Genomic DNA, 19,032 nt, shown 5'->3' with positions numbered 1-19,032 from the left:
GGTCACCAGACCCCGGGCAGCAACCGGTACCGGACCCTCCGCGTGTACGCGTCGTAGCCGGCGAGTTCGGTGACCAGCATCCGCTCCTCGTCGACGATGCGGACCGCCAGGATCGGGATGGTCGCCAGCATCGGCACGAGTCCCCAGTAGGAATCCAACGCCGGCGGCGTACCCGCCAACATCACCAGTGCGCCGGCGTACATGGGGTGGCGCACCACGCCGTAGAGGCCCGTCGAGACCAGCGGCTGACCGTCCTCGACGGTGATCGTCGCTGCGGCGTAACCGTTCTGGACGACGACGAGCTGCGCGACGATCAGACCCGCCACCACCGCGACGTCGCCGAGGACCACCACCGCCGAGGGAACGGTCGACCAGCCGAAGCGGTGGTCGAGTGCACTGACGACCAGGACGACGGCGATCGACGCGGTGGTACCGACCATGACGAGCTTCTGCACCGGACGGGTCTCGGCGGTCGGGCCGGCGGTGAGCCGGCGGCGGAGCGCCTCCGGGCTGTGCACCGCGAGGTAGGCGCTCGGCACCAACGACGCGACGGTGAACACGCCGATGAACACCCACGCCTGCCAGTAGTCGACCGTGCCCGCGGGCACCAGCAGCAGCACACCGAAGAAGGCGACACCGAACACGGCCGCCACGAAGGACCTCAGCGCCAGCCTCATGCCGCGTCCCGGTGGCGGTACAGCGCGCCGGCCGCGGCCGCGAACACCGCCGTGACGGCGACCAGCACCACCAGAGTCGGCAGCGGCGTCTCGCTCGGCACGCGTATCCGACCGACGGGGGACAGCTCGAGCACCCACCGCGGCAACCGCAGCAGCGCGCCGAGATACAGCGACGCGACGACGAATGTGACGGCGAGCCAGGCGAGCCACGGACGGCGCAGGGCCACCGCCAACGCGGCGACGCCCGCGAGCACGGCGAGCGCGGGCACGAACGCCAGTCCGGCGACCGTGAGCCGCACGATGGTCGCCGGCTCACCGAGCGTCAGACCGGCGCCCAACCCGTTGCCCAGGCCGGCGCCGAGCATCAGCACCGCGGCGCCGAGCACCGCGGCGGCGACGGCGGTCGACAACCACCGCCACCGCGACACCGCCCCGGCCAGCACGGCCTCGCCGAGGCCGGACCGCTCGTCGGCGTAGACGCGCAGGACGGCAGACACCACGTAGGCACCCGCCGCGGCGGCGAGGAACTGCGTCATCGTCGTGTAGACGCCGTCGGTGCCCTGCGCCGAGAGCACCCGGGCGAGCAGTTCGTTGCCGGCGGCGGCGTCGAGCAGCGATCGCGTCATCGAGCCGAAGGCGAGACCGGCCACGAACAGGGCGACCGTCCACCCGACGGTCTGGCCGCGCAGCAGCACCAAGTGCAGGGCCAGCACGTCGCGGACCGGGCGTGCTCCCGGCCGCTCGGTCCGCGAGCGCAGGGTGCCCTGGTCGTACTGGCGTCGGCGCTCCAGCGTGGCCGCCAGCGCGACCAGGGCAACGGTCAGCGTCGCGAGCAACGCGAGCGGCCACCAGCGCAGGTCGACGAACGCCCTCGTCTGCTGTGCCCAGGCGATGGGCGAGAACCAGCTCAGCGCACTGCCGGACGGATCGACGACGTCGCCGGCGCCGCGGATCAGCGCTGCGAGGCCGAGCACCGCCATGGCCGCGCCGGTCGCCGTGCGGGCCTGTCGCCACAGCTGCGCGGTCACTGCGGCGACCGCGCCGAACGCCATCGCCACCGCGACGACGCCGACGCTGAATGCCGCGGAATCCGCGACGCCGAAGCCGGTGGCCGCCAGGGCGGCAGTCATCAGGACGGCCAGCGCGAGGTCGACGGCGGCGAGGAGGATCAACGCAGCGGCGGTGCGGGCATACCGGCCGACCGGCGCCGCGAGGACGAGTTCGGCCGCGCCGCTTTCCTCCTCGGCCCGGGTATGCCGAATCACGGTGAGTACGGCCAAGATCGACGCCGCGACGATCAGCGTCAGCATCAGCTCGTTGGCGAGCATGGCGCCCAGGTCGGTCTCGTCGCCGCCGAACATCGGACCGCCCAGCATCATGCCGGCCGGCGTCTTGAGCAGGTTCACCCGCGCCTGGCGTTGCGCCTCCTCGGGGTAGGCCAGGTCGATGGCGGTCGGCGCGTACACCGTCAGGGCGGTCAGCGCCGCGACCCAGGCGCCGAGCCGGACGCGGTCGCGGCGCAGGGCCAGCCGCAGCATCGCGCCGGTGCCCGTCCACGGCGACGCGGCGCGCACCGCCTCGTGGCGGCCGTGTACGGCCGTGGCGCTCATCGTGCAGCGCCTTGGTATTCGCGCAGGAAGAGGTCCTCCAACGAGGCGGGTGCCACGGTCAGTTCGTCGATGCCGAGTGCGGTGAGGTCGGTCATCGCGCGGTCGAGGTCGTCGCGGTCGACCGAGAACGTCAGCCGGCCCTCGTCGGTTCGCCAGTCGTGTGCCCAGTCCGCGTGCTCGAGCGCGGTGGCGGGTCGCCGCGTGCGGACGCTCACGGTGGTGCGCACCAGGTGGCGCATGTCGTCGAGCGTGCCGGCGCGGACCGTGCGTCCGGCCCGCACGATCGTGACGTCGTCGCAGAGCTTCTCCACCTCGGCGAGGATGTGGCTCGACAGCAGGACGGCCGCACCGGTGTCGGCCACCTCGCGGACGCACTGCTGGAAGGTCCGCTCCATCAGCGGGTCGAGGCCTGACGTCGGCTCGTCGAGCACGAAAAGCTTACTGCGCGAACAGAATGCGGCGATGATCGCGACCTTCTGGCGGTTGCCCTTGGAGTAGGTGCGCGCCGCGCGGTGCGGGTCGAGTTCGAAGCGGGCGATCAGCTCGTCGCGGCGCGCCACGTCGACGCCGCCGCGCAGGGCGGCGAGGAAGTCGATGGCCTGCATGCCCGTCAGGTTGGGCCACAGCGTGACGTCGCCCGGCACGTAGGCGATCCTGCGATGCAGTGCGACGGCGTCGCGCCACGGGTCGCCGCCGAGTAGGCGGACGGTGCCGCCGTCGGCGCGCAGCAGGCCGAGCAGGATGCGGATCGTCGTGGACTTGCCCGCGCCGTTGGGGCCGAGGAAGCCCGTCACGTGCCCCGGCGCGACCACCAGGTCGAGACCATCGAGCGCCCGTGTGCGGCCGAACGACTTGCGCAATCCGGCGATCTCGACCGCCGGTTCGGCATCACTCATCGCGTGTCCTTCCCGTGAACGGAATGCCCTCGGCGCGTTGTGCGAGGAACGCGTCGTACATCGTGGAATCGGCCATCAGGCCGTGGCTGTAGATCTCCAGCGCCGGCAGCACCATGTCCTCGGCGTAGTCGCGCAGCACCCCGGCGAGGTCGCTGGGATCGTCGTGCAGCTGCAGATACAGCAGGAAGCTGCCGCCGCCGGCCATCGCGAGGAAGCGGGAACGACCCCTGGGATCCGGGCTCGGCAGGACGGTGCCCGCGCGGACGCCCTCGTCGAGATACTGCTCGACGTTGTCGATCATGGTGCGCCACAATGCCTTCGCGAGGTCGCCGCCGGACTGCAGGCTGCGCATCAGGTAGGCCATCAGCGGGGCGTACGCCTCGATGCCGGCCAGTTGCGCGAACCACGTCGCCGGGTCGGCGCTGCGGATGGACTCGGTCTTGGACTCCAGGACGACGGCGGCGACGTGCTCGTCGCAGGCGCGGCGCAGTCCCTCCTTGGACCCGAAGTGGTGGATGACCAGACCGGGGCTGACCCCGGCCGCCGCGGCGATCGCGCGTACGCCGACCCCGAAGCCGTCGCGACCGAAGAGGTCGAGGGCGGCGTCGCGGATCCGGGCGGTGGTCGTCAGATCGTCGGCTGAACGCACGTTCAATACGTTAAACGCGCGTTCAGTCAGCCGTCAAGGGGGCGCCGCTGCCGCGCGCGCGGACACGCCGAGGCGGCACGGACGGTGCTCGGACGACCCGCCTGAGCGCACGGAACGTCATGTCGGCGCAGGAGGCCGAACGCGAAGGCGGGCGAGCGGGGGCGGGGGAGTCAGTCGCGGGCGGCGGCCAGCAGGCCGTCGCCGAGCGGCACCAGGACGGGCGTCAATCGGTCGTCCTCGGCAATCAGCCGGGCCGCCTCGCGCACCGCGGCGACCTCCTTGTCGGCGGCGGTGGCATCGCCGGCCCGCCCGCCGAGTGCGGCGCGGTGCACGACGATCGCGCCGCCGGAGCGCAGCAGCCGGACGCCCTCGGCCACGAACTGCGGCTGGTCGAGCGGCTCGGCGTCGATGAAGACGAGGTCGTAGGAGTCGTCGGCGAGGCGGGTCAGCACCTCCTGGGCGCGGCCGCCGATCAAGCGGGTGCGCCCGGGGGCGATGCCCGCCTCGGCGAACGCCTGCTTGGCGAGGCGCTGGTGCTCGGGCTCCACGTCGATGGTCGTCAGCACGCCGTCCTCGCGCATGCCCGACAGCAGCCACAGGCCGCTGACGCCGGCACCGGTGCCGACCTCCACGACGGCCTTGGCGCTCGCGAGCTTGGCGAGCACCCCGAGCAGCGCCCCGACCGCGGGCGTGACGGCGCCCGCGCCGCTGTCCTCGGACCGTTCTCGCGCGGCCGCGGTGATGGCGTCCTCGGTGATCGACTGCTCGGCGTGCGTCAGGATCGACTCGGCGCGGCTCGGCCGGGTGCTGCCGTCGTCGGTCATGCCCGCAGCGTAGAGGTCGGTGCTGATTCGGCGGCCTTCGACACGCCCGTCGCCGGGCGCCGAAATGCGCTGTACTTCACACCGTTTGTGCTGCTAGTACGGGGGGTAGACGGCTTTCTCAGGAAAAGTTCAGTTTGCTCATATGTCGCCCTCACCAGGGTCGGGAACGGTAATGCCATGACACACGGCGCGCCCTCGCAGTCCGGACACGACCACGGGAATTTCCGTACCGGTCGGTCCGTTGCCGACATCGAGGCCCGCGACGTGGCCGGGTCGCCGTCCACCGGCGGCCGAGGAAGCGATCTGGAGGATCCGACGAGCACCACTAGCACGTCCCCCGTGTTCATGGCCCACCTGGAGCAGCCCTCGGGTACCGAGCCCGGCGGCTGGGTGGAGCCCACCGACGAGCTGACCGGTACCGCGGTGTTCGACGCGACCGGCGACAAGGCCAACATGCCGTCCTGGGACGAGTTGGTCCGTCAGCACGCCGACCGCGTCTACCGCCTGGCCTACCGCCTCTCGGGCAGCCAGCACGACGCCGAGGACCTCACCCAGGAGACCTTCATCCGGGTGTTCCGGTCGGTGCAGAACTACCAGCCGGGCACGTTCGAGGGCTGGCTGCACCGCATCACGACCAACCTCTTCCTGGACATGGTGCGGCGCCGCAGCCGCATCCGCATGGAGGCGCTGCCCGAGGACTACGACCGCGTGCCGGCGGCCGACCCGAATCCCGAGCAGATCTACCACGACTCCCGGCTCGGCCCGGACCTGCAGGCCGCGCTCGACTCGCTGCCGCCGGAGTTCCGCGCCGCGGTGGTCCTCTGCGACATCGAGGGTCTGTCCTACGAGGAGATCGGCGCCACGCTGGGCGTCAAGCTCGGCACCGTCCGCAGTCGCATCCACCGCGGCCGCCAGGCGCTGCGCGACTACCTCGCCGCCCATCCCGATGCGGAGGCCGCCGGGCATCACGCCCGGTCAGCCTGACGCCCCGACGCATTCGAGGGTGTCTCCCGGGTCGGCTCGCGCTACATTCGAGGGAGACACTCGTCGCAGCGCGCACTGGACACCGAAGGGAGTTGGGTGATGGTCGACCCGGGACACGTGTTCCGTCGGGCGTTCTCCTGGCTCCCCACGCAGCTGGCGTCGCAGAGTAGTGCGCCGGTCGGTCCGCGCCAGTTCGGCTCCACCGAGCACCTGTCCACGGAGGCCATCGCCGCCTTCGTCGACGGCGAGCTGAGCATGAAGGGCCATCTGCGCGCCGCAGGCCACATGTCGCAGTGCGCGGAGTGCGCGGCCGCCGTCGACGCGCAGGGTCAGGCCCGCACGGCGTTGCGCGAGTCCCGGCCCATCGCGGTGCCGACGTCGCTGCTGGGTGCGCTGTCGCAGATCCCGCACCACTCGCTCGCCGAGCCGGGCGTCGACGACGACGCCGAGCACTTCGCGGGTGACGCGCTGCGTGACCGGCGCAAGCGCCGGTGAGTCTTGTCCAGTCCCACGACGATCGCGTGCGCTGCCCCGCGCACCCGAATGGAGAGTGAACACGGGTGAAGGAATCCGACCAGTCCGATCCCGGCCAGCGTCAGGGGGGCCACCGCCTGGCGCCGCGCCCGGTGACGCGTCCGCCCGTCGATCCCGCCGCCGCCCGCACCTTCGGCAGGCCCGACGGCTTCAACGGCTCCTTCCTCGGTGCCGACAAGCACCGCGACCAGGGCGAGTTCGCGCCGAAGGACCTGCCGCCGGACCCCGTCCTCGCCGAGGCCTTCGGCCGCCACGGCGCCACCGACTCGCTGCAGCGCCACCCCGCCGACGCCGGCGCGCTGGAGGCCGAACGCGACGGCGCCGCCGATCAGCCCGCCGACCCCTGGCGCGACCCGTCGGCCGTGCCGTCGCTGGGCACGCCCGCCCAGCCGCCGTCGGCGCCACCCGTCGCGCCGGTGCCCGTCGGCAAGCTGGGCGTGCGCGACGTGCTGTTCGGCCGCCGGGTGTCCTTCACCGCGCTCGGTCTGCTCGCGATCATTGCGCTGGTCATCGGCTTCACCGGCGGCTGGGTCGGCCGCAAGACCGCCGAGGTGGTCGAGGCCTTCACCACCAGCAAGGTCACCCTGGAGACCGACGACAACCCGGAGGGACCCGCCGGGCGCTTCGCCACCGTCGCGAAGGCCGTCGCCGACTCGGTGGTCACCATCGAGGCCACCAGCAAGAACGAGGGGTCCCAGGGCTCCGGCGTCGTCATCGACGGACGCGGTTACATCGTCACCAACAACCACGTCATCTCCGAGGCCGCGAAGAACCCGGCCGACTACAAGATGACCGTGGTGTTCAACGACGGCAAGGAGGTGCCCGCCAACCTGGTCGGGCGCGACCCGAAGACCGACCTCGCCGTCATCAAGGTCGACAACGTCGACAACCTGTCGGTGGCGCGCCTCGGCGACTCGGAGAAGCTCACCGTCGGCGAGGAGGTGATCGCAGCGGGCGCCCCGCTGGGCCTGCGCAGCACCGTCACGCACGGCATCATCAGCGCGCTGCACCGCCCCGTGCCGCTGTCGGGTGAGGGCTCCGACACCGACACCGTCATCGACGGCGTTCAGACCGACGCGTCGATCAACCACGGCAACTCCGGTGGTCCGCTGATCAACATGAACTCCGAGGTCATCGGCATCAACACCGCTGGAAAGTCGTTGTCGGACAGCGCGAGTGGCCTCGGCTTCGCCATCCCGGTCAACGAGGCGAAGACCGTCGTCGAGACGCTCATCAAGGATGGCAAGATCGCGCACCCGACGCTCGGGCTGACGGCGCGCTCGGTGAGCAACTCGGTGGCCTCCGGCGCGCAGGTCGCCAACGTCACCGTCGGCGGTCCCGCCGAGAAGGCCGGTCTGCTGGAGAACGACGTCGTGGTGAAGGTCGGGGACCGCAGCGTCGCCGACGCCGACGAGATGACCGTCGCGGTCCGCCAGCTGAAGATCGGGCAGGAGGCCCCGATCGAGGTCATGCGCGACGGCCGTCCCGTCACGCTGATGATCACGCCGGGCTCCGACGCCGACCAGCCGAACCAGTAGATGTTCGCCAACATCGGCTGGGGCGAGATGCTGGTCCTGGTGATCGCCGGTCTGGTGATCCTGGGGCCGGAACGGCTCCCCGGCGCGATCCGCTGGACCTCGAACGCGGCCCGTCAGGCGCGCGAATACCTCAGTGGGGCCACCAACCAGCTGCGCCAGGACCTCGGCCCGGAGTTCGACGATCTGCGCGAGCCGCTGTCGGAGCTGCAGAAACTGCGCGGCATGACTCCGCGCGCCGCGCTGACCAAGCATCTGCTCGACGGGGACGACTCGATCTTCACGGGCCGCTTCGGCGACGACGTGAAGCCGCACTCGGCGCCGCCGCCGGGCGCCGTGCCACCGGCGGTGCCGCCCTCGGCGACCACCCCGCCGTCCGCATCGGGGCCGTCACCAGCGGGGCCGACCCCGTTCGACACCGACGCGACCTAGCCGCGCCGCAGGGCACGACTCGCCTCGAGGACGGCGGCTCTCAGCGCCCGGCGGGATCGAGTCCGAGCGACATGCCGGCGAGGCCGCGCTTGCGCGACGACAATGCGTCGGCCACCTTGCGCAGTTCCTTGCCCGCGGGGGAGTCCGGCGCGCTGAGGACCAGCGGCACGCCGGAGTCACCGGCCGACACCAGCTGGGGATCGATGGGCACCTGGCCCAGCAGCGGCACGTCGGCGCCGACCGCGCGGGACAGCCGCTCGGCCACCTGCCGGCCACCGCCCTCGCCGAACAGTGCCATGGTGCTGCCGTCGGGCAACTGTAGGCCGGACATGTTCTCCACGACGCCGGCGATGCGCTGACGGGTCTGCAGCGCGATGGCGCCGGCCCGCTCGGCCACCTCGGCGGCCGCGAGCTGCGGGGTGGTGACGACGAGGATCTCCGCGCCGGGGATGAGCTGCGACACCGAGATGGCGATGTCGCCGGTGCCGGGCGGCAGGTCGAGCAGCAGCACGTCCAGATCGCCCCAGTAGACGTCGGCGAGGAACTGCTGCAGCGCGCGGTGCAGCATGGGTCCGCGCCACACCACGGGGGTGTTGCCCTGGGTGAACATCGCGATGGAGATGACCCGCACGTCGTGGGCGACGGGCGGGATGATCATGGAGTCGACCTGGGTGGGGCGGTCCTCGGTGCCGATCATGCGCGGCACGGAGTGGCCGTAGATGTCGGCGTCGAGCACGCCCACCGACAGCCCGCGGGCGGCCATCGCGGCCGCCAGGTTGACCGTGACGCTGGACTTGCCGACGCCGCCCTTGCCGGACGCGACGGCGTAGACGCGGGTGAGCGAGCCGGGCTGGGCGAACGGGATCACCGGTTCGCGGGAGTCGCCGCGCAGTAGCTTGCGCAGCTCGGCGCGCTGCTCGTCGTTCATGACGTCGAGGGTCACGCGTACGGCGCCGGTCCCGGGGACGTCGGAGACGGCGTCGCGCACGCGGTCGGTGATCTCGGTCTTCTTCGGGCACGCCGACGTGGTCAGGTAGATCTCGACGTGCACGCTCGAATCGGACTCGATCGTCACGTCCTTGACCATGCCGACCTCGGTGATCGGTCGCCGCAGTTCGGGGTCGACCACCTTGCCGAGGGCGGCGCGGACGGCGGCTTCGAGATCGCTGGCTGTAGAGGACATCACCTGCGAGTCTATGCCGCCGCGACCACTGCTCCGTCCGTCAGGGCAGGAGCGCGCGAGGCGGCCCCGTCAGGGCAGCAGCGGTCCCGGGGCGGGGCCCGGCGGCGGCGGTGCGACCGGCTGCGCGACCAGGGGGCCGGGAGCCGGCCCGGGTGCGGGACCCGGCGGCGTGGCAGCGGGCGGTGCGACTGGAGCCCCGGCGGGTGCCGGCCCGGCAACCGCGCCCGGTGCTGCGGCCGGCGGCGGAGCGAACATCGGGGGCGCCATGGGCGCCGGCGCGAACGGTGCCGGCGGGGCGATGGGCGGGGGTACCGGGTTGCCCTGCAGGCAGAAGACCTGGCAGTTCTGCGCGGTCTGCGGCGGACCGGCCGGTCCCGGCAGCGGCCCGGGTGCGGCGCCCGGGGCGCCGATCTGCCCGGCCGCATTGACGCCGTTGGCGTCGAACAGCGGCGTGCGCGCCAACGGGTCGGTGGCCGGGAGGCCCGTCGCATTGAGCGGCAGGTTGGGCCCGAGACCCTCGGGGTTGGCGGCGAGGTGCTCGTCGGAGATCGGCGGGGGCGGGCCGCTGATCGTCGGCAGGTCGACCGGCTCGACCCCGGTGGCGTAGCCGGCGGCCCAGCCGAGCACGTTCTGCGCGTAGGCCATCGAGTTGTTGTAGCGCAGGATCGCCGTCAGCACCTGGGACTGCTCGCGCAGGTTCAGCCCGCCGCTGCACAGGTAGCGGGCCGCGGCCAGCGAGGAGTCGAAGAGGTTCTGCACGTCGGCGCGGCCGTCGCCGTCGCCGTCGGAGGCGTAGCGCGCCCAGGTGCCGGGCAGGAACTGCATGGGTCCCATTGCCCGGGCGTACGTGACGCGGCCGGCCTGCACGCTCTGCACGATGACCTCGTTGCCGGCCAGCGTGCCGTCCAGGGTGGGGCCGTAGATCGGCTGCAGCGGCGTGCCGCGGGAATCGGTGGCGCCGCCGTTGGCGTGCAGCGACTCGATGCGCCCGATGCCGGCCAGCAGGTTCCAGCTGACGCCGCAGCCGGGCGCGGCGGCGGCCATGGTCCGTTCGGCGTTGCGGTAGGCCTTGAGCGCCATCATCGGAATGCGCAACGACCCGATCGGCGCCATGACGATGGGCGGGGGAGGAGGCGACGGCACGGCGGCCATGATGCGCAGCGGCTTGATCGGCTTCAGCGCGGCGATGACCTTGGGTCCGGAGTCCTCGCCGGTGCTGGCGACCGCGGCCAGCGGCATGTAGCCGTCGGCCGACACGGTGTGCTTTGGTGCCGGGGCCGAGGCGCCCACCGCGCCAATGAGTACGACCGGCGCGAGCACGGCGACGCCGAACGCCGGGGTGCGAACCATGCGGGCCGCGCGGCGGCGTACTGCCGTGAAGGCGTCGCGTCCCGCTATGTGCACTGCAACCGTCCTCGCCGAGCCGAGCTTCGTGTGAACCAGGTCACCATACCCGTAGAGGTTTGCTCCGTAGAGGCATTCACGTCAGCACGATGCGATCATTCGACGCTCGCGTCGTCGCGCGGGACGGCGCGTGCCTCGTGTCGGACCTCGTGGCGGGTCGTCTTCTTCTTCTCCGACTTGGACTTCGTCTCCTTCGCCGGCTGCAGCTCGGCGATCAGCTCGCGCAGGTCCTCGAGTTCACGGCGCAGGTAGTCGCGGGTGGCGACCTCGCCGACCGACAGCCGCAGCGCGGCGAGTTCGCGGGCGAGGAACTCGGTGTCGGCCTTGGTCTGCTCGGCGCGTCGGCGATCCTCCTCGAGGGCGACGCGGTCGCGGTTCTCCTGGCGGTTCTGCGCCAGGAGGATCAGCGGCGCGGCGTACGCCGCCTGCGTGGAGAACGCGAGGTTCAGCAGGATGAACGGATACGGATCCCATTGCAGCGACACGGCGAAGAGGTTCAGCAGGATCCAGACGATGACGATGACGGTCTGGATCGCGAGGTAGCGGCCGGTACCCAGGAAGCGCGCGATCGATTCGCTGAACCGGCCGACCGCCTCGATGTCGACGCGTGGGGTGAAGCGCCGCCGGGACAGCCGCGGGGTGTCGAGGCGCTGGCGCGCGGATTCGCTCACGAGGATGCGCCCTGGGCGGGCGCCGCGTCAGCGGTGGGCAGCTGCGGATCCTCGGTACTGACGCGCCAGTCGTGCGGCAGCAGGTGGTCGAGCACGTCGTCGACGGTGACGGCGCCGAGCAGGTGGTTCTCCTCGTCGACGACGGGGCCGCACACCAGGTTGTAGGCCGCGAAGTACCGCGTCAACGCGGCCAGCGAGGCGTCGGGCGCGAGGTTCGGCAGGTCCTTGTCGAGCAGGCCGCCGACCAGCGAGGCGGGCGGTTCGCGCAGCAGCCGCTGCAAGTGCACGCAGCCGAGGTACCGCCCGGTCGGCGTCGCGGTCGGCGGGCGCACCACGAACGCGAGCGTCGCCACCGCGGGCGTCAGGTCGGGGTCGCGCACCCGCGCCAGCGCCTCGGCGACCGTGGTGTCGGGCGCCAGCACCACCGGCTCGGACGTCATCAGACCGCCCGCGGTGTCCGGGGAGTGCTGGAGCAGGCGGCGCACCGGCTCGGAGTCGGTGGGGTCCATGCGCGCCAGCAGCACCTCGGCGCGTGAGGCGTCGAGTTCGCCGAGCAGGTCGGCCGCGTCGTCGGGATCCATCTCCTCGAGCACGTCGGCCGCACGCTCGGTGTCGAGCTGTTCGAGCAGTTCGGCCTGCTCGCTCTCCGGGAGCTCCTGCAGGATGTCGGCGAGCCGCTCGTCGGCGAGCGCATTGATCACCTCGTAGCGCCGCTTTGACGGCAGGTCGCGGATCGCGTCGGCCACCTCGATCGGTCGCTGTCCCTCGAACTGTGCGAGCAGCTGGGCCACGCCCTGGCCGGGCAGGGCCAACGCGGACGGCGTCAGTCCGGCGACGTTCTGCCAGTCCACGACGTGCACGGCGGTGCGCCGTCCGAGTCGGCGGTGCATGCGCACCGCGATCCGGGTGACCATCCAGTCCCGCGAGCGCACCTGCTCGATGCCGAGGTCGACGACCACGACGTCGACGCCGGAGAGGTTGGGCAGTTCCGGGTCGTTGACCCGCACCCGGGTGTCGAGCACCTGGCCGAGTACCAGGACCTCGCCGGGCCGCTGGGCGAAGCGGCGCAGCGACACGTTGCCACCGGTGAGCGTCACCGAGTCGGGTTCGATGGCGGTGATCCGCAGGATGGGCACGAAAATGCGGCGCCGCGTGAGCAATTCGACGACGAGGCCCAGGACGCGCGGCTGCTGGCGCACGATGCCGATGCTGACGACGACGTCGCGCACGCGGCCGATGGACTCGCCGTCGGGGCCGAGCACCACCAATCCCGCGAGTCGGGCCGCATAGACCCTGTTCATCGCTGCCATGCCATGAAGGGTAGAGAGTGGTGCCGTGGAGAACCCGTATCGCCCCCGCCGGACGTGCCTGTCGGTTCCCGGTAGCAGCGAGAAGATGATCGCCAAGGCCAAGCAGCTGCCCGCCGACGAGGTGTTCCTCGACCTCGAGGACGCGGTGGCCCCGGAGGCGAAGTCCGCGGCGCGCACGCGGGTCGCGGCGGCGCTCGCCGCGCCGGGGTGGGCCGGGCAGCTGCGCGGCGTGCGGGTCAACGACTGGACGACGCCGTGGACGCACGCGGACCTCATCGAGGTGGTGGCGGCCGCCGGCGCGTCGCTCGACGTGGTGGTGCTGCCAAAGGTCGCCGACGCCACCCACGTCCGGGCGCTCGACCTGCTGCTGACGCAACTGGAACGCACGCACGGCCTGCCGGTGGGCCACATCGGCGTCGAGGCGCAGATCGAGGACGCCGCGGGGCTGACGCACGTCGACGCCATCGCCGCGGCGCCGCGCGTCCGGGCGCTGGTACTGGGGCCGGCCGACATGATGGCGAGCCTGCGCATGCGCACGCTGGTCGTGGGTGAGCAGCCGGAGGGCTACGACGTGGGCGACGCCCACCACTACGCGATGATGCGGATCCTGGTCGCCGCCCGCGCGCACGGGATCGACGCCATCGACGGTCCCTATCTGAAGGTGCGCGACACCGAGGCGTTCCGCCGGGTGGCGGGCCGCGCGGCGGCGCTCGGTTACGACGGCAAGTGGGTGCTGCATCCCGATCAGATCGCTGCGGGCAACGAGGTGTTCAGTCCGCGGCAGGACGATTACGACCACGCCGAGCTGATCCTCGAGGCCTACGAGTGGCACACGTCGGGGGCCGGTGGCGCCCGTGGCGCGGTGATGCTGGGGGACGAGATGATCGACGAGGCGAGCCGCAAGATGGCACTCGTGATCGCCGGCAAGGGACGCGCGGCCGGCATGACGCGCACGACGCCGGCCTTCACGCCGCCGGACTAGTAGTCCTGGAACTCCGAGGGCAGGACGGCATCGACCGCGAACCCGAACGCGAACAGCGCGAGGTACAGCACGATGGTGCCGGCGCCGATGACGACCGCGGCGAGCGCCAGCCCGCGGCCGTCCTGCCCGGTGCGCTTCGTCTCGTTCATGGCCATGACGCCCAGGACGATCCCGACGATCGACGGGACGAAGCACAGGCACAGCACGAAGCCGGCCACGGAGCTGACCATCGCGCCGATGGCCTTGCCGTTGGTGCCGGGCGGCTTGAGCGGCTGGTACGGGTCGTAGAACGGCCCAGGTCCGTAGCCGTTGGGGTCGTAAGGGTTGGGTCCGTAGGGCGGCGCGCCCGGCCCGTAGGACGGGCCGCCGGGGTACGGCGGCGGTGGCGGGAAGGCGCCGGGCGGCGGATAGCCGGGCGGTCCAGGCGGCGGTGGCGGGTAGCCGCCCGACGGCACCGGCGGCGGTAACTCGGCGCCGGGGTAGTCGACCGGGGCGAACGGGTCCTGGTGCGGGGACGGGGGATCGGCCCGTTGGCCGGGCTGCTCGGCGTGCGGCTCGCCGGCCGGGCGGCCGGTGTCGTCGGCGGTCACCAGCTGGCCGAGGAGACGAGCAGCAGCATGCTGAGCAACAGCGTGCCCGCGCCGACCGCGATGCCGGCGATGGCGAGTCCGCGCCCGCCCTCGCCGCTCACCTTGATCTGGTTGAGCGCGACGACGCCGAGCACGATGCCGGCGATGGAGCCGATGCCGCACAGCGAGATGATCGACACCACCAGCGACGTGATCGCCAGGACGTTGGTCTTGCGGGCCGGCGGTCCGTAGCCCGGGTAACCCGGTACGCCGTACACCGGCGGGCCGTATCCCTGGTTGGTGAAGCCGGGTTGGCCATACCCCGGTTGTCCGTAGCCGGGCTGGCCGTATCCCTGGTGTCCGTAGCCGGGTTGGCCGAAGCCCTGCTGCCCATACCCCTGCTGTCCGACGCCGGGTAGGTAGCCCGCGGGGGGCGGCGGGTAGCCCGAGGACGGGTCATACGGCGGGGGCGGCGGATACCCGGTGCCCGCGTCGTACTGCGGCGGCTGCCCCGCCTCGGCCTGGGGAGGCTGCGGCGGCTGGTAGGGCGGATCGTAGGACGGCGATGGGTAAGACGACGATGGGTAGGACGACGATGCGTACGCCGGGGGAGCCTCGTCGGCTTCGCCCCGGTCACCGCTACCGGCGTTCTCGATGGACGGTGCCTCGTACCCGCCGGACGCCGGTTCCGAGCCGCTGGTCCCGGACTCCGGGGACGATGACTGGCCGGCGTCTGAGCCCTCATTCGTCATGTCACGAACCTAGCGCACGGCCTGATCGGGAGTGCTCGACTCGATTCCGGGGCACGATGGTCGGTGTCGGTGCGTTGTTCAAGAGGATGCCGTCCACGGGGATGCCCATACGAGAGTCGGAGGAGAAAGCCATGACCAGCCCACTTCAACCTGGACCCAAGCCGGGACGAGGGGGTCCGGCCGGGTTGCCCACGCCGCCGCGGGGGTGGCCGATCGGTTCGTATCCCACCTACGCCGAGGCGCAGCGGGCCGTCGACTACCTGTCCGATCAGCAGTTCCCCGTGCAGCAGGTGACGATCGTCGGGGTGGATTTGATGCAGGTCGAACGGGTCACCGGACGCCTCACCTGGCCCCGCGTACTGGCCGGCGGCGCGCTGACCGGCGCATGGCTCGGCCTCTTCATCGGCCTGGTGCTGGGCTTCTTCAGCCCCAGCCCGTGGGGATCGCTGATCGCCGGCCTCGTCGCCGGCGTGTTCTTCGGTCTGATCACCTCCGGCCTGCAGTATGCGATGGCGCGCGGCACAAGGGATTTCAGCTCGACCATGCAGTTGGTCGCCGGACGCTACGACGTGCTGTGCGACCCGCAGAGCGCCGAGCAGGGCCGGGATCTGCTGGGCCGCTTGGCCATCTGACCCCGTCGGCGAGCGTGACCCCCGCGACGCGCCACCGGGGATGCGCATCGCCGGATACGCACTCGGTGCCGCCCGGTGCCCGCGGGCAGGTCACGATCCGACGCCGATATCCGCCGCGCGCGGCGGGGAGTGTTGCACATCACGCGTAGATCGTCCTACGGTTCGTGCGCGGGAGGTTCCCGCCTGGCGATCCGGACGGGAGACTGGTCGTGCGCGCTCGGCGGCTGTGCGCTGCGGCGGTGGCTGCGATGACGGCGACGCTGACCGCGTCGCTGACCACGGCATGCAGCTCCGGCGGCGGCGGAATCGTCATCAACTACTACACGCCGGCCAGCGAGATGGCCACGTTCACCGCGGTGTCCAAGCGGTGCAACGAGCAGCTCGGCGGCCGCTTCACCATCCAGCAGATCAGCCTGCCAAAGGAGGCCGACGCGCAGCGGCTGCAGTTGGCGCGACGGCTCACCGGCAACGACAAGACCCTCGACGTGATGGCGCTCGACGTCGTGTGGACCGCGGAGTTCGCCGAAGCGGGCTGGGCGCTGCCGCTGTCGGAGGACCCGGCCGGCGAGGCCGAGGCCGACGCGACGTCGAACACGCTTGCCGGACCGCTGGAGACCGCGCGGTGGCAGGACCGGCTGTACGCCGCGCCGATCACCACCAACACCCAGTTGCTCTGGTACCGCGCCGATCTGGTGCCCGACCCCCCGTCGGACTGGGACGGCATGGTGGCCGAAGCGACCCGGCTGCACGCCGCCGGGCAGCCGAGTTGGATTGCGCTGCAGGCGAAGCAGTACGAGGGCCTGATGGTGTGGTTCAACACGCTGCTGGAGAGTGCCGGCGGGCGGGTGCTGTCCGACGACGGCAAGACCGTGACGCTCACCGACACCCCCGAGCACCGCGCCGCCACGGTCAAGGCGCTGCAGATCATCAAGTCGGTTGCCACCGCGCCGGGCGCCGACCCCTCGATCACGCAGACCGACGAGGGCACCGCGCGGCTCGCGCTCGAGCAGGGCAAGGCCGCGCTCGAGGTGAACTGGCCCTTCGTGCTGCCCTCGATGCTGGAGAACGCCGTCAAGGGCGGCGTCGGCTTCCTGCCGCTGAACCAACGGCCCGACCTCGCCGACACCATCAACGACGCGGGCACCTTCTCGCCGAGCGACGAGCAGTTCACCGCCGCTTACGAGGCCAGCCGCGAGGTGTTCGGCTTCGCCAACTATCCGGGCGTGGTCCCCGGCCAGCCGGCGAAGGTGACCCTCGGCGGGCTGAACCTCGCGGTCGGGCGGAACACCCAGCACAAGCGGGAGGCGTTCGAGGCCATCCGCTGCCTGCGCAATGTCGAGAACCAGCGCTACACCTCGGTCGAGGGTGGCCTGCCCGCCGTCCGTGCCTCGCTCTACGACGATCCGGCGTTCCAGGCGAAGTACCCGCAGTACGCCATCATCCGCGAGCAGCTGACCAACGCCGCCGTCCGCCCGGCCACCCCGGTGTATCAGGCCGTCAGCACCCGCATCACCGCGACGCTCGCGCCGATCACCGACATCGATCCCGAGCGCACTGCCGACGACCTCGCCGAGCAGGTGCAGAAGGCCATCGACGGCAAGGGGCTGATCCCGTGACCGCGACCGTCGAGAACCCGCGTGATCGCGGCGCCGCCGCCGCTGCCGCCGACACCGACGACGAGAGATCCGAACGGCGCCTGGCGTTCTGGCTCGTCAGCCCCGCCGTGGTGCTGATGCTCGCGGTCACCGCCTATCCGATCGCCTACGCGGTGTGGCTGAGCCTGCAGCGCTACAACCTCGCCGCCCCCGACGACACCGAGTTCGTCGGGCTGGGCAACTACGCCACGATCCTCACCGACCGGTACTGGTGGACCGCGTTCGCCGTGACGCTCGGCATCACGGTGGTGTCGGTCGCCATCGAGTTCGTCCTCGGCATGGCGCTCGCACTCGTCATGCACCGCACCATCTTCGGCAGGGGCGTCGTCCGCACGGCCGTCCTGGTCCCGTACGGCATCGTCACCGTCGCCGCCTCCTACAGCTGGTACTACGCGTGGACGCCGGGCACGGGATATCTCGCGAACCTGCTGCCGGAGGGCTCGGCGCCGCTCACCGAGCAGCTGCCGTCGCTGGCCATCGTGGTGCTGGCCGAGGTGTGGAAGACGACGCCGTTCATGGCGCTGCTGCTGCTGGCCGGTCTGGCGCTGGTGCCGCAGGACCTCCTCAACGCCGCGCAGGTCGACGGCGCCGGAGCGTGGCACCGGCTGGTCCGGGTGATCCTGCCGATGATCAAGCCGGCAATCCTGGTGGCGCTGCTGTTCCGCACGCTCGACGCGTTCCGCATCTTCGACAACATCTACGTCCTGACCGCGGGGTCCAACGACACCGGCTCGGTGTCGATCCTGGGCTACGACAACCTGTTCAAGGCGTTCAACCTCGGGCTCGGTTCGGCGATCAGCGTGCTGGTCTTCCTGTGCGTGGCCATCATCGCGTTCATCTTCATCAGGATCTTCGGGGCGGCGGCGCCGGGAGCCGACCAGGAGGGACGCTGATGGACGAGCACGTCAGCACGCAGCGCCGCGCCGGCTGGGCCGTCATCAACGTCCTGGTCGTGCTGTATGCGCTGTTCCCGGTGCTGTGGATCCTGTCGTTGTCGTTGAAGCCGACGTCGAGCGTGAAGGACGGCAAGCTCGTCCCGGCGGAGGTGACGTTCGACAACTACAAGGCGATCTTCTCCGGCAACGTCTTCTCCTCGGCGCTGGTCAACTCGATCGGCATCGGCCTCATCACCACGGCCATCGCCGTACTGATCGGCGGCATGGCCGCCTATGCCATTGCGCGGCTGACGTTTCCGGGCAAGAAGCTCCTCGTCGGCGTCGCCCTGCTGATCGCCATGTTCCCGCAGATCTCGCTCGTCACGCCGATCTTCAACATCGAGCGCCGCATCGGTCTGTTCGACACCTGGCCCGGGCTGATCATCCCCTACATCACGTTCGCGCTGCCGCTGGCGATCTACACGATGTCGGCGTTCTTCAAAGAGATCCCGTGGGATCTGGAGAAGGCCGCCAAGATGGACGGCGCGACGCCCGCGCAGGCGTTCCGCAAGGTGATCGCCCCGCTGGCGACGCCGGGCATCGTCACCGCCGCCATCCTGGTGTTCATCTTCGCCTGGAACGACCTGCTGCTGGCGCTGTCGCTGACGGCGACCGAGCGGGCGATCACCGCGCCGGTGGCGATCGCGAACTTCACCGGCAGCTCGCAGTTCGAGGAACCCACCGGGTCGATCGCGGCCGGCGCCATGGTGATCACCGTGCCGATCATCGTGTTCGTCCTCATCTTCCAACGACGTATCGTCGCAGGCCTCACGTCCGGCGCGGTGAAGGGATAGGCAG

Annotated in this window: 20 protein-coding genes; 9 read left to right on the top strand and 11 right to left on the bottom strand. The window is 71.4% G+C overall.

Annotation, left to right across the window (positions count from 1 at the left end; genetic code table 11):
• Positions 1-2 precede the first annotated feature (2 nt).
• The 5 genes from FZ046_RS25900 to FZ046_RS25880 form a co-directional block, all read right to left on the bottom strand.
• Positions 3-677: a methyltransferase family protein gene (locus tag FZ046_RS25900; protein ID WP_070354743.1), complete on the bottom strand. Its 675-nt coding sequence runs from the start codon at positions 675-677 to the stop codon at positions 3-5.
• Complete coding sequence (locus FZ046_RS25895) at positions 674-2,287, bottom strand: ABC transporter permease (protein ID WP_070354744.1); 1,614 nt, start codon at positions 2,285-2,287, stop codon at positions 674-676. The genes FZ046_RS25900 and FZ046_RS25895 overlap by 4 nt, the downstream gene beginning before the upstream one ends.
• Positions 2,284-3,183 carry an ABC transporter ATP-binding protein gene (locus tag FZ046_RS25890; protein WP_149484343.1) on the bottom strand — a complete coding sequence of 300 codons (900 nt, stop codon included), beginning with the start codon at positions 3,181-3,183 and terminating at the stop codon, positions 2,284-2,286. The genes FZ046_RS25895 and FZ046_RS25890 overlap by 4 nt, the downstream gene beginning before the upstream one ends.
• A complete protein-coding gene (locus FZ046_RS25885) occupies positions 3,176-3,832 on the bottom strand; it encodes a TetR/AcrR family transcriptional regulator (protein WP_070354746.1) in 657 nt (218 codons plus the stop codon). The genes FZ046_RS25890 and FZ046_RS25885 overlap by 8 nt, the downstream gene beginning before the upstream one ends.
• A gap of 170 nt (positions 3,833-4,002) precedes the next feature.
• Complete coding sequence (locus tag FZ046_RS25880; protein ID WP_070354747.1) at positions 4,003-4,656, bottom strand: O-methyltransferase; 654 nt, start codon at positions 4,654-4,656, stop codon at positions 4,003-4,005.
• Between the two features lie 177 nt (positions 4,657-4,833).
• Between FZ046_RS25880 and sigE the strand changes: the two genes are divergently transcribed.
• The 4 genes from sigE to tatB all read left to right on the top strand — a co-directional run bounded on the left by sigE (position 4,834) and on the right by tatB (position 8,141).
• Complete coding sequence (gene sigE, locus FZ046_RS25875) at positions 4,834-5,640, top strand: RNA polymerase sigma factor SigE (RefSeq protein WP_070354748.1); 807 nt, start codon at positions 4,834-4,836, stop codon at positions 5,638-5,640.
• A 99-nt stretch (positions 5,641-5,739) separates the two neighbouring features.
• The gene (rseA, locus tag FZ046_RS25870; protein ID WP_070354749.1) at positions 5,740-6,135 is read left to right on the top strand and encodes an anti-sigma E factor RseA; all 396 of its coding nucleotides are present in this window, start codon (positions 5,740-5,742) and stop codon (positions 6,133-6,135) included.
• 65 nt (positions 6,136-6,200) lie between these two features.
• On the top strand, positions 6,201-7,712 hold the full coding sequence (htrA, locus tag FZ046_RS25865) for a serine protease HtrA (RefSeq protein ID WP_070354750.1): 1,512 nt from the start codon (positions 6,201-6,203) through the stop codon (positions 7,710-7,712).
• The gene (tatB, locus tag FZ046_RS25860) at positions 7,713-8,141 is read left to right on the top strand and encodes a Sec-independent protein translocase protein TatB (RefSeq protein WP_070354751.1); all 429 of its coding nucleotides are present in this window, start codon (positions 7,713-7,715) and stop codon (positions 8,139-8,141) included.
• 40 nt (positions 8,142-8,181) lie between these two features.
• Here tatB and FZ046_RS25855 read toward each other — a convergent pair whose 3' ends face one another.
• The 4 genes from FZ046_RS25855 to FZ046_RS25840 all read right to left on the bottom strand — a co-directional run bounded on the left by FZ046_RS25855 (position 8,182) and on the right by FZ046_RS25840 (position 12,709).
• Positions 8,182-9,324, bottom strand: coding sequence for an Mrp/NBP35 family ATP-binding protein (locus FZ046_RS25855; protein WP_070354755.1), 1,143 nt, complete (start codon positions 9,322-9,324; stop codon positions 8,182-8,184).
• Positions 9,325-9,393: 69 nt separating this feature from the next.
• Complete coding sequence (locus tag FZ046_RS25850) at positions 9,394-10,728, bottom strand: lytic transglycosylase domain-containing protein (protein WP_407664435.1); 1,335 nt, start codon at positions 10,726-10,728, stop codon at positions 9,394-9,396.
• Between the two features lie 95 nt (positions 10,729-10,823).
• Positions 10,824-11,399: a DUF1003 domain-containing protein gene (locus tag FZ046_RS25845; RefSeq protein ID WP_070352934.1), complete on the bottom strand. Its 576-nt coding sequence runs from the start codon at positions 11,397-11,399 to the stop codon at positions 10,824-10,826.
• Positions 11,396-12,709 (bottom strand): magnesium transporter MgtE N-terminal domain-containing protein, encoded by a 1,314-nt coding sequence (locus FZ046_RS25840; RefSeq protein WP_070352935.1) that lies wholly within the window; start codon positions 12,707-12,709, stop codon positions 11,396-11,398. The genes FZ046_RS25845 and FZ046_RS25840 overlap by 4 nt, the downstream gene beginning before the upstream one ends.
• 25 nt (positions 12,710-12,734) lie before the next feature.
• Here FZ046_RS25840 and FZ046_RS25835 point away from each other — a divergent pair, with 25 nt between their 5' ends.
• On the top strand, positions 12,735-13,691 hold the full coding sequence (locus FZ046_RS25835) for an HpcH/HpaI aldolase/citrate lyase family protein (RefSeq protein ID WP_083298188.1): 957 nt from the start codon (positions 12,735-12,737) through the stop codon (positions 13,689-13,691).
• On the opposite strand, the gene FZ046_RS25830 is transcribed toward FZ046_RS25835, so the two are convergent.
• The gene (locus FZ046_RS25830) at positions 13,688-14,281 is read right to left on the bottom strand and encodes a DUF4190 domain-containing protein (protein ID WP_083298189.1); all 594 of its coding nucleotides are present in this window, start codon (positions 14,279-14,281) and stop codon (positions 13,688-13,690) included. The two genes, FZ046_RS25835 and FZ046_RS25830, sit on opposite strands and share 4 nt — an antisense overlap.
• Positions 14,278-15,012 carry a DUF4190 domain-containing protein gene (locus tag FZ046_RS25825; RefSeq protein ID WP_070352937.1) on the bottom strand — a complete coding sequence of 245 codons (735 nt, stop codon included), beginning with the start codon at positions 15,010-15,012 and terminating at the stop codon, positions 14,278-14,280. Before FZ046_RS25825 ends, FZ046_RS25830 begins: the two co-directional genes overlap by 4 nt.
• Positions 15,013-15,143: 131 nt before the next feature.
• Here FZ046_RS25825 and FZ046_RS25820 point away from each other — a divergent pair, with 131 nt between their 5' ends.
• The 4 genes from FZ046_RS25820 to FZ046_RS25805 all read left to right on the top strand — a co-directional run bounded on the left by FZ046_RS25820 (position 15,144) and on the right by FZ046_RS25805 (position 19,028).
• Positions 15,144-15,644, top strand: coding sequence for a YflT domain-containing protein (locus FZ046_RS25820; RefSeq protein WP_070352938.1), 501 nt, complete (start codon positions 15,144-15,146; stop codon positions 15,642-15,644).
• 209 nt (positions 15,645-15,853) lie between these two features.
• Entirely contained in the window at positions 15,854-17,260 is a 1,407-nt protein-coding gene (locus FZ046_RS25815) for an extracellular solute-binding protein (protein WP_070352939.1), read from the top strand.
• A complete protein-coding gene (locus tag FZ046_RS25810) occupies positions 17,257-18,192 on the top strand; it encodes a carbohydrate ABC transporter permease (protein WP_070352940.1) in 936 nt (311 codons plus the stop codon). The genes FZ046_RS25815 and FZ046_RS25810 overlap by 4 nt, the downstream gene beginning before the upstream one ends.
• On the top strand, positions 18,192-19,028 hold the full coding sequence (locus tag FZ046_RS25805) for a carbohydrate ABC transporter permease (protein ID WP_070352941.1): 837 nt from the start codon (positions 18,192-18,194) through the stop codon (positions 19,026-19,028). The genes FZ046_RS25810 and FZ046_RS25805 overlap by 1 nt, the downstream gene beginning before the upstream one ends.
• Positions 19,029-19,032 lie beyond the last annotated feature (4 nt).

This window comes from Mycolicibacterium grossiae (assembly GCF_008329645.1).
GTDB classification, from domain to species: Bacteria; Actinomycetota; Actinomycetes; order Mycobacteriales; family Mycobacteriaceae; genus Mycobacterium; species Mycobacterium grossiae.
This window is presented reverse-complemented; position numbering and strand designations above follow the sequence as displayed.